Source organism: Micromonospora sp. CNZ322, assembly GCF_007827755.1.
The window spans coordinates 122553-144663 of record NZ_VITD01000009.1 but is presented as its reverse complement, the minus strand read 5'-3'; the positions used below and the strand labels follow the sequence as shown (position 1 = coordinate 144663).

6 protein-coding genes are annotated in these 22111 nt (G+C 70.8%); all 6 read left to right on the top strand.

The window, feature by feature from the left end; all coding sequences use genetic code 11:
- Positions 1-181: 181 nt before the first annotated feature.
- On the top strand, positions 182-955 hold the full coding sequence (locus FB453_RS21730) for a hypothetical protein (RefSeq protein WP_186718432.1): 774 nt from the start codon (positions 182-184) through the stop codon (positions 953-955).
- Between the two features lie 270 nt (positions 956-1225).
- Positions 1226-2455, top strand: coding sequence for a cytochrome P450 (locus tag FB453_RS21725; protein WP_145792891.1), 1230 nt, complete (start codon positions 1226-1228; stop codon positions 2453-2455).
- Entirely contained in the window at positions 2452-2679 is a 228-nt protein-coding gene (locus FB453_RS21720) for a ferredoxin (RefSeq protein WP_145792889.1), read from the top strand. The genes FB453_RS21725 and FB453_RS21720 overlap by 4 nt, the downstream gene beginning before the upstream one ends.
- Before the next feature lie 862 nt (positions 2680-3541).
- Positions 3542-4660 carry a transporter substrate-binding domain-containing protein gene (locus tag FB453_RS21715; protein ID WP_186718430.1) on the top strand — a complete coding sequence of 373 codons (1119 nt, stop codon included), beginning with the start codon at positions 3542-3544 and terminating at the stop codon, positions 4658-4660.
- 356 nt (positions 4661-5016) lie between these two features.
- Positions 5017-14412, top strand: coding sequence for a Tc toxin subunit A-related protein (locus FB453_RS21710; RefSeq protein ID WP_186718428.1), 9396 nt, complete (start codon positions 5017-5019; stop codon positions 14410-14412).
- Positions 14413-14421: 9 nt separating this feature from the next.
- Complete coding sequence (locus tag FB453_RS21705) at positions 14422-22080, top strand: SpvB/TcaC N-terminal domain-containing protein (protein WP_145792883.1); 7659 nt, start codon at positions 14422-14424, stop codon at positions 22078-22080.
- The last annotated feature ends 31 nt before the right edge of the window (positions 22081-22111 follow it).

Sequence of the window (22111 nt, the reverse complement as noted above, 5' to 3'; positions counted from 1 at the left end):
ACAATGACACACATCAATGTGGTCGTAGCTGATGCGGTGGTGCCGGAATGGCTCGGATCACCGCAGCGCGGAGGCAACCGCGCCGCAACGGTGCAGGCGGGAGCACCCCAGCGTCGCATGGCCGGAAAGTTCCTGCTGGCCCGGCCCCTTGCTGGGGAGCCAGCCGTCTCGGAGGATGACAATGCGCAGACTTCTCGCGGTGTTCAGCGCCGCCCTGATTCTCGGTGCCGCAGTCGGCGGCGTTCCGGCCGGCGCGTCGGGGGCCTCCCCGCCCTCGTGCCCCCGCGGCCTGCTCTTCTGTGAGGACTTCGAGCGACTGCCTCCCGGGGGGCCCAGCACGGTGAACTGGGGCGTCGACACCCGCCACGGCACGCTCACCGTCGAACGTGCCCGTCGCGGCAACCAGGTGCTGCACATCCACACCGTTGACAACGGACGTGCCTTCCTGCGCGTCGACGACTTCGCCGCGCCGGGCAACCGCTTCTACGGCCGGATGCGTCTGCGCGTCGACGCCTTCCCCACGGCCCCGGACTGGGCGCACTTCACGCTGGTGGAAGCGACCGGCACCGGCAGCGCGGAGGTCGTCCGTCCGGTCGGTGGGCAGTACGCGCCCACGGTCCCCGGAACCTTCTGGGGGGTCGGCGCCGACGGCGGTCCGACTGGCGACTGGACCAACTGGCGGGAGTCCGCCCCGGTCGCTGAGGACACCTGGCAGTGCTTCGAGTGGAAGATCGACGCGGCGGACAACCGCGTCGCGGTGTGGATCGATGGCGTGGCGAACCCGGAGCTGACAGCCTCCACGAGCGACCACGGTGGCAACGACGTTCCCTTCGTCCTGCCGACGGTCGACACGGTGAAGATCGGCTGGCAGCTTTACCAGGGCGGCACGACACCGGGCGAGTTCGACCTCTGGATTGACGACATCGCCCTTTCGAGCAAGCGGCTCGGCTGCTGATCTGGAGCCCGGGTGGCTCGGGGGAGCTCTCGACACATGTGGTCGTGATGTCAGTCCCGATGGTTGCTCCTGCCGGGGTGCGGCTCTGCCGCCGCACCCCGGCGGCGGACCGGCTTCCATGGCGATCATCGACATCTCTCGCTACGATCCGACATCGACGGATTACTGAGCGTTGATGTGTCTGTCGGCGAGCCTTGGAACCTGGCAATCCGGCGCCGCCACGAACGTGGTGCGGCCTGAGGATCACGCCGTCTCGACGAAGGGAATCCGATGACGGAGAGCGCGCAGACCACCGAGAGCCGAAGCGTCCCGCCCGCGCGGCCGTACCCGTTCAGTGTGCCCGACCGCCTCGTCGTCGACCCGACCTATGGCGAGCTGCGTGAGAACGAGCCGATGACCCGGGTGAAGCTCCCCTACGGCGAGGAGGCGTGGCTCGCCACCCGGTACGAGGACGTCCGTACGGTCCTCGGCGACGTGCGGTTCGGCCGTGCCCCGGCCGTCCAGCGCGACGAACCCAGGCTCACCCCGCGCCAGCAGTACAGCGGCATGCTGACCATGGACCCGCCCGATCACACCCGGCTGCGCCGGCTGGTGGCGAAGGCGTTCACGGCACGTCGGGTAGAGGCGCTGCGACCCCGAACCCAGGAGATCGCCGACACACTGGTCGACAACATGGTCCGGCTCGGTCCTCCGGCCGACCTGGTGGAGCACGTCGCCACGCCGCTGCCGATCCAGGTGATCTGCGAGCTGCTCGGTGTCCCGTACGCCGACCGCGACCGCTTCCACATCTGGTCCGAGGCAATCGTCTCGACCACCTCCCTGCCTATGGAAACGATCCAGGAGTACCTGAACAGTCTCTGGGGCTACATCGGTGGTCTGGTCGCCGAGCGCCGCCGTGAGCCGGGGATCGACGACCTGCTCGGCGCGTTGGTGCGGGCCCGCGACGAGAATCAGGATCGGCTCAGCGAAACCGAGCTGGTGGAGCTGGCCGGAGGGCTGCTCGCGGCCGGCCACGAGACCACTGTGACCCAGATCCCCAACTTCGTCTACGTCCTGCTGCACAATCCGGACCAGCTCGCTCGGCTACGGGCCGACCCGTCGCTGGTGCCGGCCGCGGTCGAGGAACTGCTGCGGTACGTGCCGCTCGGCGTCGGCTCCTCCTTCGCCCGGTACGCCAAGGAGGACGTCGAGGTCGGCGGGGTGCTCGTCCGGGCAGGTGAGCCGGTTCTCGGCTCACTGTCATCGGCGAACCGGGACGCTACCGTCTTCGCCGACCCGGACCGGCTGGATCTCGAGCGTGAGCAGAACCCGCACCTGGGCTTCGGGCACGGCGTACACCACTGCGTCGGCGCGCAGCTGGCCCGCATGGAGTTGCAGGTCGCCGTCTCCACCCTCGTGACACGCCTGCCCGGATTGCGGCTCGCCGTACCGGAAGCCGAGCTGGAGTGGAAGCGGGGCATGTTGGTGCGGGGTCTGCTCGGCATGCCGGTGGCCTGGTGAGTGCCGCCTGGCGAATCGGGGTGGACTCGAGCCGCTGCATCGGCACGAGTATCTGCGCCGGTACCGCGCCCGAGCACTTCCGCCTGGTCGACGGCCTGTCCGCGCCGCTGGCCGACGTGGTCGCCCCGGCCGACGTCATCCTCGACGCCGCCGACTCGTGCCCGGTGGAGGCGATCACGGTCCACGACACCACCGACGACCGGCTGATCGCGCCGCAGGATTGACCCGAAGTCGAGCCCGGCCATCTGCGCCCACGAGCTGGGCAGGTGCGGAAGTTTCGGCAGATCAGCGACGAGGCGGTCGCTCTGCCGCAGCGGAGCCCGCCGCCGCAGTATCGAAGCAACTATCCAGCTCACGCCGATGGCTCCTGGTGGGGCGTGGGACACCCCTCGTCGGATGCAGCGCAGATGTCACCTTGCCTCTCCCGGCCCGTATCGAAATAAGCCGTCAGGTATGCCTGCGGGTCAAGCTCGCTATCCCTGATCAGTGAGAAGATCTCTGCCCCATGTCCCGAGGCGTCGAACATTCGGTACGTCTGGGCGAGTCCCGCGAAAACCGTGTCCGTCTGTTCAGCCGCGTACCCGAGTGCCTCATGCCTCTGCCAGCGCGATCGCCTGGTCGAAACTCTCCGCTTGCCACAGCGTCAGCCTTTCCTCAGTGGTCCGCCGACTCACCGGATGCGACCCGGCCCGGCGATAGCAACGACGCAACTTCAGCCAGCCCGACCGACAGCCCGCTCAATCATTCACCCGGAACGAGCGCAGTCAGACGCGGTGTGCGCGTTGTTGAGACGCACGTGACGAAGGCACTAAAGGAGACATCGATCAACGGACTCCTGTCGGGAGTCAGGACAGATTTCGATCGAGATCAGTCGCCTATCGGACTTTTTCCGGGGGCGGCTGACCTCGTTCATCAAGCTCCGGTCATGCAAAAATTCACTCGCCGTGTGGGGGTTGTCAATGACTGACGCGCTTCAATTGAACATGAACACGAAATTCATTCGTCATGACGTTGGTGTACGCGTCAGCCCACACGCATCGCGGCCAACCGACCGGGCAGTGCACCAGCGGCACGAGGATGATCACCATGACCCAAACGACGACAGCGAACAGCACCCCCACCGAACCCGTCCCCGTGCACAATTCAATCAGCAGGCAACTTTTCTGGCTACTGCCCGTCGTCTTGGCCTCGGTCGGAATTTGCGTGTTGCTGTTCAAGAATGAAGCGTGGGGTGCGAACGCCGCGGCCATCATCAGTGTGCCGATCAACATCGCGGCGATCGTGGTGACGGTCCTCGTTGACCGGGGCGCATTCAAGACTCCCGCCCTCCGCAAACCGGGTGGCAAGTCGCGGAGAATGAAGGGCGCTGTCTACTTCACCGCGGGCACCCTCGTCCTCAGTGCCGCCTTTTGGTGGTTCCAACGGGAGCCCGACCCGTTCGACTACATGTCGGGCGAGGTCCGGATCGGTTACAACGCGTTCGAGTACGAGGGCTGGCACACCGACAAGGATGGTGGGACGGGGTTCGATGTCGCACTGGCCAACGAGGTCCAGTCGCACTTCGCGGATGCTCACCTGACGTGGGTGGACCTGGGCACACTGGACAACCGGATCAACGCGCTACGCGGGAAGTGGCGTGCCGCTAAGCAGGGCCCGCTCCAGGAACCCGTCAAGCTCGTGATCTCCAACTTCCCGATAACCCCGGAACGAGCCGAGGTGATCGACTTCGCCGGACCCTACTTCGTCGACACCCAGGGATTCCTCAGCCGGAGCGATGCCAAGACCATCGCGGCGATACCACGTGGCAAGGTGTGTGCCATCAAGGGCTCGACCACCTTCAACAGGCTGTATCAGATCAACTGGAATCCGGTTCCGGCCGATTCCATCGCCGAGTGCATCAACAGGTACAAGAGCGGGGAGATCGATGCCGTGTCGGGCGACCGTTCGGTCCTCGCCGGATATGCCAGAGCGGTTGGCGTGAGTCCACCGATCTCGCTGGGGTACGGATCGGAGAAGTACGCCATCGGCATACCGAACAACATGCCACGGCTGTGTGGCGAACTCAGCAAGGTGATCACCGACTTCCTGGAGTACGGCTGGCAAGCCAACTTCGACACCACCCTCGGAGCCCTCGGTCTGTCCGAGTCACCACCACCGCAAGCCGTCGACCCCTGCCAACCGGCAGGGCCATGGTTGGACCGGTAGCACTCGCACGACGAGTCCCTCAATTTCCGCAAAGAGTTGGTCCTAATCGCTGTTGAACGCCCGCCTGCGGAGTCGCCGGTCGGGGCACCACTGAGGACGGCGGTCTCGGCCCTGGTGGCGCGGTGACAGGCCCGGCTGGATGGTCTATCGCTCGGGGTGCGGGTGCTGTCCCGGAAAGACCCGGCCCCGCCACCGGCCGTACCGGCAGTGCCCGCTGCCGATCAGTCAGACGGGAAGGCGGATCTTGGACAGTGCGATGCTGGCGGCTCCTCTGATCCGCAGGATGCCAGGTAGCTCCCGGTCGCACCGGCGTCAGACAGCCGCCGTCGCCGGCTGCCGGACGATCGGAGATGCTCATGACCACCCCGATGGGCTCGCGCCGGCACCGTCCCAGCGACGACGTCCGGCAGCTGCACACCGCGCTGCTGCGGATGCCCGTGGACATCGCCACCGACGAACTGGTCGACGCCCGGTACGGGCCGACCACCCGTCGTGGGGTGGCTGAGTTTCAACGGGCGCACAAGCTGCCAGTGACCGGCACTGTGGACGGGGCGACCCGGGACGCGGTGCAGATGGTGCTGGCCGAGCCGCCGTCCCGGTTCGTCGTGGTGGGTCGGGTGCGTTGGGTCGACGGGCAGCCGGCGAACGCTCTGACGGTCGGCGCGTTCGACCGGGACCTGCGGGACGCTGAGCAGCTCGGCGAGGCGACCACCGGGGACGACGGGCTGTACCGCGTCGACTATTCGCGGGACCGGTTCACCCGCTCGGAGAAGCAGTCCGCTGACCTGTTCGTCCGGGTGTCCGCCGGTGATCGCCTCCTGTCCGACCCGCCGCTGAGCGCGGTGCTGTTCAACGCCCCCGAGCTGGCCGTGCTCACTGTGGATCTGTCCGGTGGCGGCGACCGGGAACGCAGTGAGTACGAGCGGATCCTCGCCACGATTGTCCCGCTGCTCGGCCAGGTCCCGCTGTACGAGCTGCGGCAGGACGACGAGGCCGAGGACGTGACGTTCCTGGCCGCAGAGACCGGACTGCCCGCGACGGCGTTGGCGCACTTCGGTGTGGCGCAGAAACTGGCCGCGTCCTACAAGCTGCCTGCGGTGTTCGGTTACGCGCTGTTCGCCGAGCGGACACTGTTGACCACGAGCCGCACCGGCGCCGCGCTCGCCCGGTTCGACGTCGACCTGAACACCGAGCTGCGGCCGCTGTACTACGACATCGCCCTGCTCGACGAGCACACCGTCCGGAACGCCGTCGCCGACGCCGTGCGCCACCGGTTCGTTCCCGAGGACCTGCTCGGCGAGCTGGACCGGATCCTCGACATGCTGGCCCGGGTACGGCCGGAGGCCAAGGAGTACGTCGCGCAGGAACGACCGAAGGTGTTGTACGGGCGGGTGGAGCGGTTCCTCGCCGACGGCGCGCACGAGCGGGTCCAGAGTCTCCTCGCCGCCGACGCCGCCGGTGACCTGCCCGGGCTGATCGCCCGGCTGGCTGACGCGGCGGCGTTTCCCGACCGGTCAGCCGCCGAGGCGGCCGGCGCGGCGAGCGTACTGGCCGACGTGCTGGGCTACGACGAGACGATTGTCGACCGGGTCCGCGACCGCGAGGGGATCGAGGGGGCGGCCGACGTCCGCCGGCTGGCCCGGCTGGCGCCGGCGGACTGGCGGCGGGTGTTGCGGGACAGCACCACGGATGTCCGGGTCGCCGGTCAGCCGGTCCGGCCGGAGCTGATCGACCTGCACGCCGGCGCGCTGGCCCGCAAGCTGGAGAGGCGCTATCCCACCACGGCCTTCACTGCGCAGCTCGAACGCGACGCGGGCGCCGTGGCCGCCGCAGCAAACGCCGACGCCGCAGCCGACGCCGGAGGCGAACGATCCGACGGCAGCGGCGATCGGTCCGGCCCGGGTCGACGGGCTGGAACCGACGAACAGCCCGGCAACGACGAGCGGGCCAGCGCCGCCGAGCGCGCCTTCGGCGGGCACCGGGACGCGGTGCTCGAACTGCTCACCGCGAATCCGGACTTCGACCTCGCGACGGGCAACGTGGAGCGGCTGCTGCGGGACCACCCGGAGCGGCTGCGGACCGGGCGGCCGGCGCTCAAGGCCGCGCAGCGGATCTTCAAGCTGGCGCCGACCTATCGGCAGACGACGGCGTTGCTGGCGGCCGAAGTGCCGTCGGCGGCCCGGATCCACGCCCTCGGCGAGACGCGGTTCGTGGCCACCGCCGTGAACACCGGCCGGTTCACCGACGAGCAGGCCCGGTCGGTGTATCGCCGGGCCGTGGACGTGCACGTGGCGAGCGGGCTGCTGGCCGGCGAACTCCAGAGCGCGGCGCGGGCGCTGCCGGTCCGGGCCCTGGGCGGCTCGGCGGCCCCGGACCTGACCCCTGTCAGCGCCGACTTTCCCAACCTGAGCAGCCTGTTCCAGCTCGCCGACTCGAGCTACTGCGAGCCGTGCCGTAGCGTGCACAGCGCCGCCGCGTACCTGGTGGACGTCCTTCAGTTCCTCGGCAACCGGCTGGTCACCGACGCCGACACGCCGGGTCCGGCCACCAAGGTCGCCCGGGACGTCCTGTACGGTCGCCGGCCGGACCTCGGTGACCTGGATCTGAGCTGCGAGAACACCGACCTTCCGCTGCCCTACCTGGATCTGGTGTGCGAGCTGCTGGAGGAGGCGGTGGCGCCGGACGCGGGCCTGGCGTTCGGGGGTCCGCTGAGCGGTGGCGTCGATCCGGTGGAGGCGCCGTCGGCCGGGCTGCTGAGCCTGTTGCAGGGCCAGGGATGGCCGTTCACCGACCGTTCCCTCGTCTACGAGCCGGACCTGGCCGGGGCCCGCGTCGTACGGGACGTCGGCGTGGTGGCCAAGGCGACCCCGGACGGGGCCGGCGGGTGGTTCGTGCGCCGACTGCGCCAGACCACCGGCACCGCGCTGGAGTTGGCGGCCGCGCCGCAGTACGTGAATGCCGCCGCCTACACCCTGCTGGCCGGCAGCCGGTACGCGTTCGCCCTGCCGTTCGACCTGGCGCACGAGGAGACCCGTAGCTATTTCGCCCAGTTCGACATCGCCCGGGCCGACGTGATGCGGGCGCTGCGCAGGTCGGCGGGCCCGACCGACGAGGCCATCGCGGCCGAGGAACTGGGGATCAGCGACGCGCAGCGGCAGTTGGTGGTCACCGCCGACCCGGCCGCTCAGGACGACATCTGGAACACCGCGCCGCTCGGCGCTCTGGGTGGCATCGCCCGGGTGGACAACTTCCTGGCTCGGGCGCGCCTGGACTATCGGGAGTTGACCGAGCTGCTGGCGCTGGCCTGGGTCAATCCCGGGAACGCCATGTTCGTCAAGCACCTGGACACCGGGTCCGACCTCAGCGCCAAGCGGATCCAGCAGCTCACCGACGCGCGCCTGGACCGGATCCACCGGTTCCTGCGCCTGCTGCGCGCGCCGGCCTGCACCGGTTGGACGCCGCCGTTGCTGGACCGGGCGATCCGGGCCGACGCGCTGGGCGGTGGCGCCCTGGACGACGACCTCCTGGTCGCGGTGGCGGCGCTGCACCGGCTGGCGGCGCGGCTCGGGCTGCCGTTGCCCGAGGTGGTCGACCTGTTCGCCCCGCTGGACGAGGCGCGGTACGCCGAGGTGTTCCGCAACACGGCGAACGGCCCGGTCCTCGAAGCGTTCGAGCCGGCCAACGTGCTCGCCAACGAGCAGGTCGAGCTGACCACACCCGGCTCGGGCGCTCCGCTGTCGGCGCACGAGGCGTACCTGGCGACCTGCCTGGGGGCCACGACGGCGGACACCGCGCTGCTGGTGGCCGACCTTCCGTCCCCGGCGATCGTCAGCAACGTCGGCCTGCACGCGGTATACGCCGCGACGCTGCTGGCCCGGTCGCTCGGGCTCACCACCACCGAGTACCTGATCATGAAGGATCTGATCGGGTCGGATCCGCTCACCGCACCGGCCGCCGCGCTGGCCTTCGTCGAACTGTTCGACGCCGCCCGGGCCGGCACCGGCATCCGCCCGGCGGACCTGCGCTACCTGCTCCGACACGAGGCCGACGACCTGGCCGAGCGGGACCTGCCGGACGACACGCTGACCGCGGTGCTCACCGGGTTGCAGGCCGGCTACCAGAGCGGGTACGCGGCGACCCGACCCGCTGTCGACCCGGCGGCACCCCCCGAGGAGAACCTGCCGGGCATGCGTGCCCTGCTGGCCACAGTGCCCGGAATGACCGAGGCGGACCTGGCCGGCTTCGCCTCGATCGTGGACGGTGGTTGGACCGACGCGGTGACCACCCCCGCGCAGTTCGTCGACGCGAAGCTCGCCGCCCTGGTGGACACCACACCGATAACAGCGGCGATCGTGGCCAACCCCACCGAGGCCCAGCAGACCACGCTGCTGCTGGCCATCACCACTGCCCTGTCCAGCTACGCGTACACCCGTACCAAGCAGGAGCTGGCGGTGGCGGCGGTGGCCGACACATTCGGGTTCTCGGCGGACGCCGCAGCGACGGTGCTGGCCGGCGCGGAGCTGACCCGGCCGCTGCTCGCGGTGCTCACCGACGACGCGCTGGTGGACCTGGCGAACGAGCCACCGGCGCCGCCGGCGGTCACCCCGGCCGGGTTCGACGAGCAGTACCGGGCGCTGCGCCTGCTGCACGTGCTGCGCCGGCTCGTCGAGCACCTGGCGGTGCCCGACGCGGACCTCGGTTGGCTGCTGGCGAACGCCGGGTCGCTCGGCTGGCTGGCCCCGGACCAGGTGCCCTACCAGACCGGCCGGCCGCCGGTCCCGTTGGCCGACTGGATCCGGTTGGCCGCCGGGGTCGAGCTGGCCCGCACCTACCCGCCGGTGGCGAACCCGCTGGACGCGGCCGCGCCGTGGACGGTGTACGGGCTGTTCGACCTGGTCCTGGCGGCCGGCACCACCGCCGCGCAGGTCCACACCCATCTGGCGCAGCTCGGCGGCTGGGACCCCACAGTGCTGGCCGACCTGGACGCCCACCTCGAACTGTCGGCGGTGGACCTCACCGCGTACCGGTCGCCGGCGACGATCCAGCGGCTGGCGCATGCGCTCACAGTGCTGCGCCGGCTGGGCCTACCGGTGGCGGCGGCGGTGCCGCTGGGCCAGCCGGTCACCACGGCGGCGGGGGCGGCCACCATGCGGCAGGCACTGAAAGCGCGCTACGCCGAGGCCGAGTGGTTCGGGGTGCTCCAAGGGGTGCAGGACCGGCTGCGGGTGGCCAAGCGGGACGCGCTGGTCGCGTACCTGTTGGCCGAGAACCCGGGGCTGCGCGACACCAACGACCTGTACGACCACTTCCTCATCGACGTCGAGATGGGCGCCTGCATGGCGACGTCGCGCATCGTGCAGGCACACGCCACCGTTCAGTTGTTCGTGCAGCGCTGCCTGCTGGGCCTGGAACCGGACAGCGTCGCGGCGGTCACCGAGGATCCGGGTTGGGACCAGTGGAGCTGGATGGCCAACTACCGGGTGTGGGAGGCCAACCGGAAGATCTTCCTGTATCCGGAGAACTGGATCCTGCCGGAGTTGCGGGACGACAAGTCGGAGCTCTTCACCGAGCTGGACGACCAGTTGCAGCAGGACGAGCTGACCGACCTGGCGGTGGAGAACGCCACCATCGCGTACCTGGAGAAGCTGGACGACCTGGCGCACCTGGACGTGATGGCCTGCTACTACCAGCACGACAGGCATCTCATGCACGTGTTCGCCCGCACCCGGGGCGGCGACCCGACGGTGTACTACCACAGACAGTTCGAGCGGGAGCGGTACTGGACGCCCTGGCGGCGGGTGCCGCTGGACATAGCGGGCGACCACCTGCTCGCCTTCGACCGCAACAGCCGTCTCACACTGGCCTGGCCGGTCTTCACGCAGGAGACGGACACGGCGCAGACCTCCCAGATTCCGGACCCGGACGGCATCCCGCCGGGCGGCACGGAGACGGAGCGGCCGCGCCGGCGGTGGCGGATTCAACTGGCCATCGGCGAGCGGACGCAGGACCGCTGGCAGCCGAAGAAGATCTCCAAGGACGCCCTGTACTACCCGGCCAGCGGCTACCGGGAGGACCTCCCCGCAGCGGACGAGTTCACCTGCTTCGCGTACGCGGCCGGAGCGGCCGGCCAGGCGATCAGCGTGCTCACCGGCACCGAGTTCGTCGGCTCGTTCGCGTTGACCGGCTGCCGGGGCTATCCGGAGCCGGTGCCGGGCGGCGGTTCCGGCAACCTGCTGCTGTCGCCGGTGTTCAAGGACACCGAGCTGCTGGCCGAACGGTTCACCGAACTGGTCTTCCGGGAACAGAACGACCTGGCGATCAGCACCCCGCTGATGGGCGCGTTCCAGACGCTGGTGGCGCAGACGCCCGGCCGGTTCCGGGTGACGTACCCCATGCAGATGTCGTTGCTGGACTGGATCATCATGCTGCTGGGGCTGGCGCAGAGCGTCCGAGGCACCCACGACCGCCGGCCGGTACTGCCACTGGGCACCCTGATGCCGTACTTCTACGGCGACTACGACCGTGGTTACGTGATCATCCCGGGCTTCTACGACCGGCGGGCCGAGGACCCGGCGGACCGGATCGAAAAGACGTACAGCGACGTGGACCAGTTCGCCCGCGACGTGCTGGCGCTGCTCACCGAGTACCTGCGTCGATACGCCGAGGACCCGGCGCACGACCTCGCGGCCGCCGTGCAGGCGATGACCGAGGACGCCGAGTACCACCGGCTGGTCGTCGAGTTCGAGGTCTACGGCACCCTGTCGTACGGGGTGCGGTTCGCGAACTTCTACCACCCGCTGCTGTGTTTCCTCCGGGCCACCGTCTACCGGTCGGGCGTGCCGGCGATGCTGAGTCGGACCACCCAGCTCACCAACACGGGCTTCGACTTCGCTGCCACCTACCAGCCGGAGCCGGTGGTCGTGTCGCCGTACCCGGTGGAGGACCTGGACTTCGCCGCCGACGGCGCGTACGCGGGCTACAACTGGGAGCTGTTCTACCACCTTCCGTTCGACATCGCGCTGCGGCTCAACCGGGACCAGCGGTTCGCCGAGGCGCGCAACTGGTTCCACCACATCTTCAACCCGGTCGGCACCGCCGACGGCGCCGCCGCCCCGCAGAAGTACTGGGTCACCAAGCCCTTCTTCCAGACCGGAGTGCCCGAGCTGCTCAACCAGCGGATCGGCGACATTCTCACGGCGATCGCCGCCGACCCGTCGGGGGCCAGCATCACCGACCTGAAGTTCGCTGTGGAGCAGTGGCGGGCGAAGCCGTTCAACCCGCACGTGGTGGCCCGCAGCCGGCCGGTCGCCTACCAGCTCGCCGTTGTGGTCAGCTACATCAAGAACCTGGTCGACTGGGGTGACCAGTTGTTCCGGCAGTTCACCCGGGAGTCCGTCACCCAGGCCACCCAGCTCTACATCCTGGCCGACAAACTGCTCGGGCCGAAGCCGAGCGTGGTGCCGCCGCTGGTCAGTCCGGCTCCGGCCACCGTCAACCAGCTCCAGGCGAAGGTGGACCTGTTCGGCAACGCGCTGCTGGACCTGGAGAACCTGATCCCCGACCTGGACCTGCTGCCGCACGGCGGGGCGGAACTGCCCAGCCCGCTGAGCTACTCGGCGCTGTACTTCTGCGTCCCGCCCAACGAGGAGATGCTCCGGCTGTGGGACCTGATCGCCGACCGGCTGTTCAAGATCCGCAACTGCCAGAACATCGACGGGGTGGAGAGCATGCTCGCCCTGTTCTCGCCGCCGATCGACCCGGGGGCGCTGGTCCGGGCCGCCGCCGCCGGCATGTCCGTCTCGTCGTTCCTGGCCGGGCTCGGCGCACCGCTGCCGAACTACCGGTTCCGGGTGCTGGCCCAGAAGGCCACCGAACTCGTCGGGTACGTCGGTGAGCTGGGCGGCGGGCTGCTCGCGGCCATGGAGAAGCGGGACGCCGAGCACCTCGCCCGGCTGCGCGCCGGCCAGGAGATCGCCCTGCTCGACGCGGTACGGGCGGTCAAGCTCGCCACCATCGCGGAGGCCGAGGGCAACGTCGCGGCGCTGGAACTGAGCCGCAAGGTGGTGGAGGAGCGGCAACGCTACTACGCCGGCCGGCCGTACATGAACGCCTGGGAGATCACCGCCACCGCGTTGTCCGGGGTGTCGCTGCTCGGCGAGACCGCGATCATGGTGGGCTACATCCTGTCCGGCGGGCTGAAGCTGATTCCCAACTTCACCGCCGGCGGCGCCGGCTTCGGTGGCTCACCCACCGTGACCCTCACCCTCGGCGGCGACAAGGTCGGTGCCGCCGCCGACTCGGCGGTGATGACCCTGGAGGCGATCGCCCGGGCCCTGGACAAAGCCGCCGGGATGGCAGCCAACCAGGGCGGCTACCGCCGCCGGATGGACGACTGGGAGCACCAGGCGGCGCTGGCCGGTCTCGAACTGACCCAACTCGACCAGCAGCTCCTCACCGGGCGGCTGCACGTGGCCATGCTCACCGACGAGCTGGCGGCGCACGACCGGGAAGCCGACAACGCCCGGGCCACCGAGGAGTACCTGCGCGGCAAGTACACGAACACCGAGCTGTACCAGTGGATGGTGAGCCGGGCCAGCTCCGTCTACTTCGGGGCGTACCAGCTCGCCTTCGACGTGGCGAAGAAGGCCGAGCGGTGCTTCGCCCACGAGCTGGGCAGCGAGGCCACGTTCCTGCAACCCGGCTACTGGGACAGCCTGCGCAAGGGGCTGACAGTGGCCGACGCGCTGCGCCACGACCTGAAGCGGATGGAGGTGGCCTACCTCGACCGGCACAGCCGCGAGCGCGAGCTGACCCGGCACGTCTCGCTGGCACAGCTCGACCCGGCGGCGTTGATCGAGCTGCGGGCCACCGGCAGTTGCGTGGTCAACGTGCCGGAGGCGCTGTTCGACCTGGACCACCCCGGCCACTACTTCCGCCGGCTCCGCACGGTCAGCCTGTCCATCCCGTGCGTGGCCGGCCCGTACACCCCGGTCACCGCGAAGCTCTCCCTGATCGGCAACCGGTACCGGACCGCCACCGCGGCCCGGCAGGGCGCCACCAGCGCCAAGGACAAGTACACCGAGGTGCCCGGCGACGAGCGGTTCGCGTACAACGTGGGCGGGATCGAGTCGATCGCGACCAGCAGCGGCCTCAGTGACAGCGGCATGTTCGAGCTGAACTTCGCCGACGACCGCTACCTGCCGTTCGAGGGCAAGGGCGCGATCGGCACCTGGCGCCTGGAACTGCCGACGGCAGTCCGCCAGTTCGACTACGACAGCATCAGCGACATCATCCTGCACCTGCGGTACACGGCCCGCGACGGCGGCTCGACGCTGCGCGGCCTGGTCGAGGACTCCCTGCGGGAGTCGCTCAACGAGATGCTGGTCGACGCCGGCCGGACGGGGTTGTACCAGGCATACAGCCTGCGCCACCACTTCCCGGACGAGTGGTGGCAGCTCACCCAGCAGCAGAGCACCGCGCTGACCATCGGCCCGGAGCACCTGCCGTACCTCGCCCGCGACCACCAGCCGGTGGTGGACCAGGTGACCTGGTACGCCCGGGTGGACGGTGATCCCGGGACGTACGACCTCACGGTGGCCGGTGACCCGGTGACGTTGAACCGGGACGCCGACCTGCGGCAGTGCGCGGGTCAGTCCGATCCGCTGGTTCTCGGCACCCCGGTCACGCTGGCGGCCGACCCGGACGGCCTGGCCGACCTGGTCGTCCTGCTGCACTACCGGCTCGACGGCTGAGGGGGCGCGGTGACGACCAGCTACCCGGTCGGCGGCGGATCGTGGGGGCCGGGGCCCGGCTCCCGGTGGCGCGGCTCCGCCGACCCGACCGGCGCCGGCGCTCCCGGGGGAGCGGATGGGGCATTCGGACCGGGCGGGGCGCCGACCGACGCGACCGGCGCCGGTTCGCCGCCGGCCGGTCGGGGCGCGACCGGGCCGGGACTCGGCGGACCGGCGATCAGCCTGCCCACCGGCGGCGGCGCGATCCGGGCCATCGGCGAGACCTTCGCCGCGCACCCGGTCACCGGCACCGGCGGCATGTCCGTTCCCATCCCGGTCAGCGGCGGACGGTCCGGGTTCCAACCCGACCTGACACTCAGCTACGACTCGGGCGCCGGGAACGGCCCGTTCGGCCTCGGCTGGCAGATGCCCGTGCCGGCCATCAGCCGGCGCACCGACCGCGGTCTGCCCCGCTACGACGACACCGACACCTTCCTGCTGTCCGGGGAGGACGATCTGATCCCGGTGCCCGGCGGCACTCCGGTCGCCGGGCACACGGTGCAGCGGTTCCGGCCACGGACCGAGGGGGCGTTCGCCCGCATCGAGCGGTGGACCCGGGACTCCGACGGTGACGTGCACTGGCGCACCCTGTCCGGGTCGAACCTGCTGGCCGTGTACGGCCGCGACGGCGGCTCCCGCATCGGGCTGGGCGGGCGGGTGCACACCTGGCTGCTCTGCGAGACCCGCGACGATCGGGGCAACGCGGTCACCTACACGTACAAGGCCGAGGACACCGCCGGCCTGGACCTGGACCGGCCGCACGAGCGACACCGCACCGACCGGAACGTCAACCGCTACCTCAAGTCGGTGCGGTACGGCAACACGGTGCCGCTGCTCGACCCCGACGGCCGACGCCCGGTGGACCTGACGCCGGCCCAGATCGCCGACGCCGGCTGGCTGTTCGAGGTGGTGCTCGACTACGGCGAGCACCACCCGGACACCCCGCTACCCGCTGACACCGGGGACTGGACCTGCCGGCCGGACCCGTTCTCCACCTACCGCGCGGGATTCGAGGTCCGCACCTACCGGCTGTGCCACCGCATCCTGATGTTCCACCACTTCCCGGACGAGCCGGACGTGGGCGCGAACTGCCTGGTCCGCGCGGTGGAGCTGGAATACGCCGCCGGGCCGGTGCTGTCCACCCTGGTCGAGGCGACCCAGCGCGGCTACGCCCCGGCCGCCGGCGGCGGGCACACCAGCGCCGCACTGCCCCCGGTGACCTTCGAATACACACCGGCCACCATCGCAGCGACGACCCGGGAACTGGAGCGCGGCAGCCTGGAGAACCTGCCGGCCGGCGTGGACGGGCGGACCGAGCTGTGGGTGGACCTCGACGGCGAAGGGCTCGCCGGGGTGCTGACCGGGCACGAGGGTGCCCTCTACTACCGGCCGAACCTCGGTGCCGGCCGGATCGGCCCGGTCGCCGCGCTGCCCACAGTGCCGTCGCTGACCGACCTGGCCGGCGGACGCCAACAACTGGTCGACGTGAACGGTGACGGGCGGATCGAGCTGGTCCAGCTCGGCACCGTACCGGCCGGTTTCGTCCGCCGCACCGACGACGCCGGCTGGTCCGGCTTCCAGCCGTTCCGCGAGCTGCCCGCCGTCGACTGGGCCAGCCCCGACCTGCTGCTGCTGGACCTCACCGGGGACGGCCGGGCCGACCTGCTGATCGCCGGTGACACAGTGCTTGCCTGGCACGAGTCGCTGGCCGAGGCAGGGTACGGCCCGGCGCGGCCCGCGCTCTGGCCCGCCGACGAGGACCGTGGGCCGCGGCTGCTGCGCTCGGATGACCGGCAGAGCATCTTCCTCGCCGACATGTCCGGCGACGGGCTCACCGACCTGGTCCGGGTCCGCGACGGATCCGTCTGCTACTGGCCCAACGTCGGTTACGGGCGATTCGGCGCAAAGGTCGAGATGGACGACGCGCCGTGGTTCACCGGGTTGGACGAGTTCGACCCGGCCCGGGTGCTCCTCACCGACGTGGACGGCACCGGCGCGATGGACCTGTGCTACCTGGGCCGACGCGAGATCCGGCTCTGGTACAACCAGTCCGGCAACGGCTGGTCGGCCCCCGCCGAGCTGCCCGACCTGCCGCATGTCACCCCCGACTCGACGGTGACGGTGACCGACCTGCTGGGTGCCGGCACCGGTTGCCTGGTGTGGTCGTCGCCGTTGCCCGGCGACGCCGCCGGTCCGGTGCGCTACCTGGACCTGGCCGCCGACGGCAAGCCGCACCTGCTCACCCGGGTGGTGAACAACCTGGGCGGCGAGACCACCATCCGGTACGCCGCTTCCACCGCCTTCCAGCTGGCCGACCGGCGAGCCGGCCAGCCGTGGGTGACCAGGCTGCCGTTCCCGGTGCAGGTCGTCGAGCGGGTGGAGCAGGTGGACCGGATCGCCGGGACCCGGCTGGTCACCGGCTACCGCTACCACCACGGGCACTACGACGGCGTCGAGCGGGAGTTCGCCGGCTTCGGCATGGTCGAGCAGATCGACGGCGAGTCGTTCGTGGACCACGTGTTGGGCGTCGAGGCGGTCGACGGGAACCAGGACACCTCGCCCGAGCTGTACCAGCCACCGGTCACCACGAAGACCTGGTACCACACCGGCGCCCCGGTCGACCTGTCCGGCGAGTGGTACGCCGGTCGGCAGCTGCCCACCGCGGAGCTGCCGGCCGGAGTCTCCGCCGCGGAGCTGCGGGAGAGCCGGCGAGCGTTGCGCGGCCTGCCGCTGCGGCAGGAGGTGTACTCGTACGACGGGAGTGCCGCGCAGGAGCACCCGTACGGGGTGGTCGAGCAGACGTACCAGGTGCAGCGGCTGGACGCGCACGTGTTCGTCGCTGTCGAGCGGGAGGCGGTCAGCCTCTCCTACGACCGGGAGCCGGACGAGCCCCGGATCAGCCACCGGCTCAACCTGGTCCTCGGCCCGTACGGCACCGTGGTCGAGGCCGCCGCGGTGGTCTACGGCCGCACCACGCCCGACCCGGAGTTGCCCGTCGAGGTGACCGCCGAACAGCGGCGCCGTCACGTCACGTACGGCGAGCAGCGGTACACCCCGGACATCGACGAGACGCTGCCGGTGCCGGCGTACCGGATCCGCGCCGCGTACGAGGCCCTCGGGTACGAACTGACCGGGCTGACCCCGGCCGGCCCACTGTTCACCCGCGCCGAACTGCTCGCCGGGTTCGCCGCGGCCACCCCGATCGGGTACGAGGTGGTGGCCGACGAGGTCAGCGCGCAGCGGCGGTTGCTGTCCCGGTCACAGGTGCGGTTCCGGGACAACGCGCTGACGCCGCTGCCGGCCGGGCAGTGGGACAGCCTGGGGCTGGGGCACCAGACGTACCAGCTCGCGTTCACCCCGGCCGCGCTGGCCGCCGGCTACGGCACGGCGGTGACCGACGCGGACCTGGCCGCCGCCGGCTACGTGCACCTCGGCGGCGGCCCGGACTGGTGGATCCCCTCCGGCGAGATGCGCTATCCCGCCGATCCGGCCGCGCACTTCTACCTGTCCGACGGGGCCCGGGACGCGCTGGGCATGGCGACGGCGGTCACCTTCGACGCCTACCACCTGCTCACCGAGCGGGTGACCATCGACCAGGCGACCTGGTCGGTCACCACCGCTGTCAACGACTACCTGGTGCTCGGCCCGAGCCTCGTCACCGACCCGAACGGGCAGCGCCGCGCGGTGCGCTACGACGAGTTGGGCAGGGTGGTGGCCTCGGCGCTGCTCGGCCGGCCCGGCGCCGGGGACGGCGACACGCTCGACGATCCGACGTTGACGTTCACCTACGACCCGTTCAACTGGGTGGTCAACGGTCAGCCCGCGTACAGCCGGGGCCGGCACCGGGAACGGCACGGCCCGACCAACTCGCGCTGGCTGGAGAGCTACGAGTACAGCACCGGCACCGGTGGGGTGGCGATCACCAAGTCGCGGGTGCATCCGGGCAGGGCCCTGGAGGTGGGTGAGGACGGGGTGGCCGTCGAGGTGGACGCCGACCCGCGCTGGGTCGGCACCGGCCGCACGGTGGTCAACAACAAGGGCAATCCGGTGAAGCGGTACCAGCCCTACTTCAGCACCACCCACGAGTACGAGGACGCGGCGGCGCTGCGCGAGATCGGTGCCACCGCGATCCGCTACTACGACCCGCTGGGCCGGGCCGTGCTGACCCGCTATCCGGACGGCACCCTCAGCCGGGTCGAGTCCACGGCCTGGTCGCACCGGTTGTTCGACGCCAACGACACCGTGCTCGACAGCCAGTGGTACGCCGAGCGGGGCAGCCCCGCCGTGTCCGATCCGGAACCGGCCGACCCGGCCACCCGCGCCGCGTGGCTCGCCGCCGGGCACGCCGACACGCCCTCCGTGATCCACTTCGACAGCCTCGGCCGGGCCGTCTACACGGAGGCCGACCGGGGCGCCGGCCAGCGGTTCGGCGTCCGCACCAGGGGAGACCTGACCGGCCGGTCCTCCGACGGGTACGACGCGCTGGGCCGGCACATCGCCAACGCGGCCACCGCCATGCACGGCGCGGGAGTGCGGTCGTGGAGCGCCGAGAAGGGCGAGCGGTGGGTGTTCCAGGATGTGCTCGGCGGGGTGCGCCGGATCTGGGACGAACACGGCCGGACCTTCCGCACCACGTACGACGCCCTGCACCGGCCCGTCGGCGTGTACGTCAGCGAGTCCGCCGACGCGGAGCGCTGCGTGCAGTACGTGGTCTTCGGCGACCGGCATCCGGACGCGGCGGCGCTGGGCCTGCACGGCGTGCCGTACCTGGTGTTCGACCCGGCGGGCCAGGTGCGGGTGCCCGAGGTGGACTTCAAGGGCAACCCGCGCCGCGCCGAACGGAGACTCGCCACCGACCACGTCGACGGCCCGGACTGGTCACCGGTGGCCGCCGCGCCCGACCACGCCGCGCTGCTTGCCGCCGCGGCGCCACTGCTGGAGAGCGAGGTTTTCGGCACCGCCGCCGAGTACGACGCGGTGAACCGCCCGACAGTGGTCACCCTGCCCGACGCCACCGAGCTACGACCGACCTACCTCGAGGGCGGCATGCTGGGCCGGCTCACCGCGCGGCTGCGCGGCCAGGGCGCAGAGGTGGAGTTCCTGTCCGAGCAGGACTACGACGCGCTGGGTCGGCGGCGGTTCGCCCGGCACGGCAACGGACTGGTCACCGAGTACTTCTACGACCCGATGACGTTCCGGCTGGAACGTCTGCTCACCGCCGGGGTACGCGACCTGCGCTACACGTACGACCCGGTGGGCAACCTGACCCGGGTGGCCGAACCGGGCGCGCCCACCTTCTTCGGCAACGCGGCGGTGCCGGCCGCCAGCGACTACGTGTACGACCCGCTCTACCAGTTGGTCCGGGCGAGCGGGCGGGAGTTGGCCGGGGCGCCCAACGACGCGATCCGCGACCAGACCGACGTGCCGCCGGCCGGCAGCCTGACCGATGCCGGCGCGGTACGTGCCTACACCGAGGAGTACGAGTACGACCCGCTGGGCAACCTCACAGTGCTCCGGCACCGGTTCCGGACGCAGGCCGGGGTGGGTGCCGGCTGGACCCGGCACCACCGGTACGCGTACCAGGACGACCCGGCCGACGCCACGAACCGGCTGGCCTCCACGAGCCTGCCCGGCGACGCGGACGGTGGCCCCTACTCGGCCCTGTACGCGCACGACGCCGTCGGCAACCTGACCGCCATGCCGCACCTGCCGGCCCTGGAGTGGAACGTCCACGACCAGCTCCGCCGGGTCGACCTCGGCGGCGGTGGCGAGGCCCGGTTCGTCTACGCCGCGAGCGGGCAGCGGCTGCGCAAGGTCGTGGACCGGCCGGGCAGCGTCCAACTCGAATGGATCTTCCTGGGTGCGGTCACCGTGTTCCGCCGGCGCAACCGGGTCACCGGCACCCTCCAGCACGAACGGTGGACCACCACGATCGCCGACGACACCGGCCCGGTCGCCCAGGTGGACGTCAAGACCGTCGACGTCGGCGGCTTCGACCCGGCCAACCCGCTCGGCGTTCCGCTGATCCGTTACCAGCTCACCAACCACCTCGGCTCGGCCGCACTGGAGACCGACGCGGCCGGGGTCCTCATCTCCTACGAGGAGTACCACCCGTACGGCACTACCGCCTACCGGTACGGCCGGCCGGGCGCCGACCTCAGCCTGAAGCGGTACCGCTTCGGTGGGCACGAGGTGGACGACGAGACCGGCTTCTGCTATGCCGGGGCTCGGTACTACGTGCCGTGGCTGGGCAGGTGGGCGAGCAGCGACCCGGGCGGCTTCGCCGACGGGGGCAACCTGTTCCGGTACTGCCGCAACAACCCGGTGGGAATGGTCGACCCGTCCGGGTTCAAGCCCACCACTGTCAAGGGGCCGGAAACCCACAACATCTCCATCACGGAGTCGCACTTCACCGGGTCCGAGAACCCCACAGTGGAGGACTTCCGCCGCTACCTCAGCAGCCACGGCGCGACCCTCGACCCACGGATCAACAACAAGAACTCGGTCATCTACTACCAGGCCAACGTCACCCTCAACCTGGAGGGCGGCAACTGGTCCGAGCACCCGGGCGGCACCTGGGTGCTGCACGCCGTACTGCCGCCGCCGGCACCGCCGAAGCCGAAGCCCGCGCCACCCCCGCCACCACCGGAGCCGCCACCGGCCGAGCCGCCGCCACCCGCGCCGGCCCCGCCACCCGAACCGCCACCCGCCGCGCCGCCGGCCGAAACCGGCGGCAAAGCTCCGGCCGCACCCGGCGCCGTCGGCGGGGCCGCCGCGCACACCGCGCCCGCCGCCGAGAAGTTCATCTGGAACTTCAAGTTCAAAGGCGGCCGGGGGACGTTCCGCGGCAACATCCTCGAATGGCTGTACGGCATGCCGTGGCGCGACAACACGGCGAACTTCGACCTGGAGACCAGCACCGCGGTCAAGCAGATCAAGTCGACCGACGTGTACGACAAGGTCGGTGACATCGCCCGGTCGGCGACCCGGGACGCGGACGCCGCGATCCAGGCCAACCCGAGCGGCACCATGGCAGGCAAGCGATCCCAGGCCGTCATCATCACCGAGACCGACGCGCCGGCCAGCGCCGGAAACGCGATCCGCACGGCGACCAACCCGGGACGCGGGCGGAAGATCCCGGCCAGTGCCACGGCGTCGGAGCACGTACGCGGACTGCCGGGCCGGACCGGCATGCTCGGCAAGGGGCTCGGTGTCGTCGGGTTCGGCCTGTCGGCGTTCGCCCTCTGGGGCGACTACCAGCACGGCGACTGGGAGATGGGCGTCGGTGACGCGCTCGGCGCGGTCGGCGGTGGCCTTGAGCTGTACGCCATCGCCGTGCCCGGTGCCACTGTCGCCACCGTCAGCGCGATGACCGCCGGACTGGTGATCGGTGGCATCGGTCTGGCCGCCGTTTCCTACGTCAGCATGAACCGGGCCGCCGAGGCCGGCGACACGCCAGGGGTGGTGGCCGGCGGCGTCGGCATCGGGGCGGGTCTGGCCATCGCCGCGGGCGCTATCGGCATCGCGGCCGGCAGCGTGGTGATCGCTCCGGTCGTGCTCGTGGTCGGCATCGTCGCCGCCATCGGCGTGGGGATCTTCCACGCAGGCCGCTACTTCGACTGGTGGTGACCCAGGTTTCCCGGGGTCACCTCGGCGATAC

Bases quoted from the DNA above. Each gene is read 5' to 3' on its own strand.
- FB453_RS21715 (WP_186718430.1), top strand. From the start codon at position 3,542: ATGACCCAAACGACGACAGCGAACAGCACCCCCACCGAACCCGTCCCC.
- FB453_RS21730 (WP_186718432.1), top strand. From the start codon at position 182: ATGCGCAGACTTCTCGCGGTGTTCAGCGCCGCCCTGATTCTCGGTGCC.
- FB453_RS21725 (WP_145792891.1), top strand. From the start codon at position 1,226: ATGACGGAGAGCGCGCAGACCACCGAGAGCCGAAGCGTCCCGCCCGCG.
- FB453_RS21710 (WP_186718428.1), top strand. From the start codon at position 5,017: ATGACCACCCCGATGGGCTCGCGCCGGCACCGTCCCAGCGACGACGTC.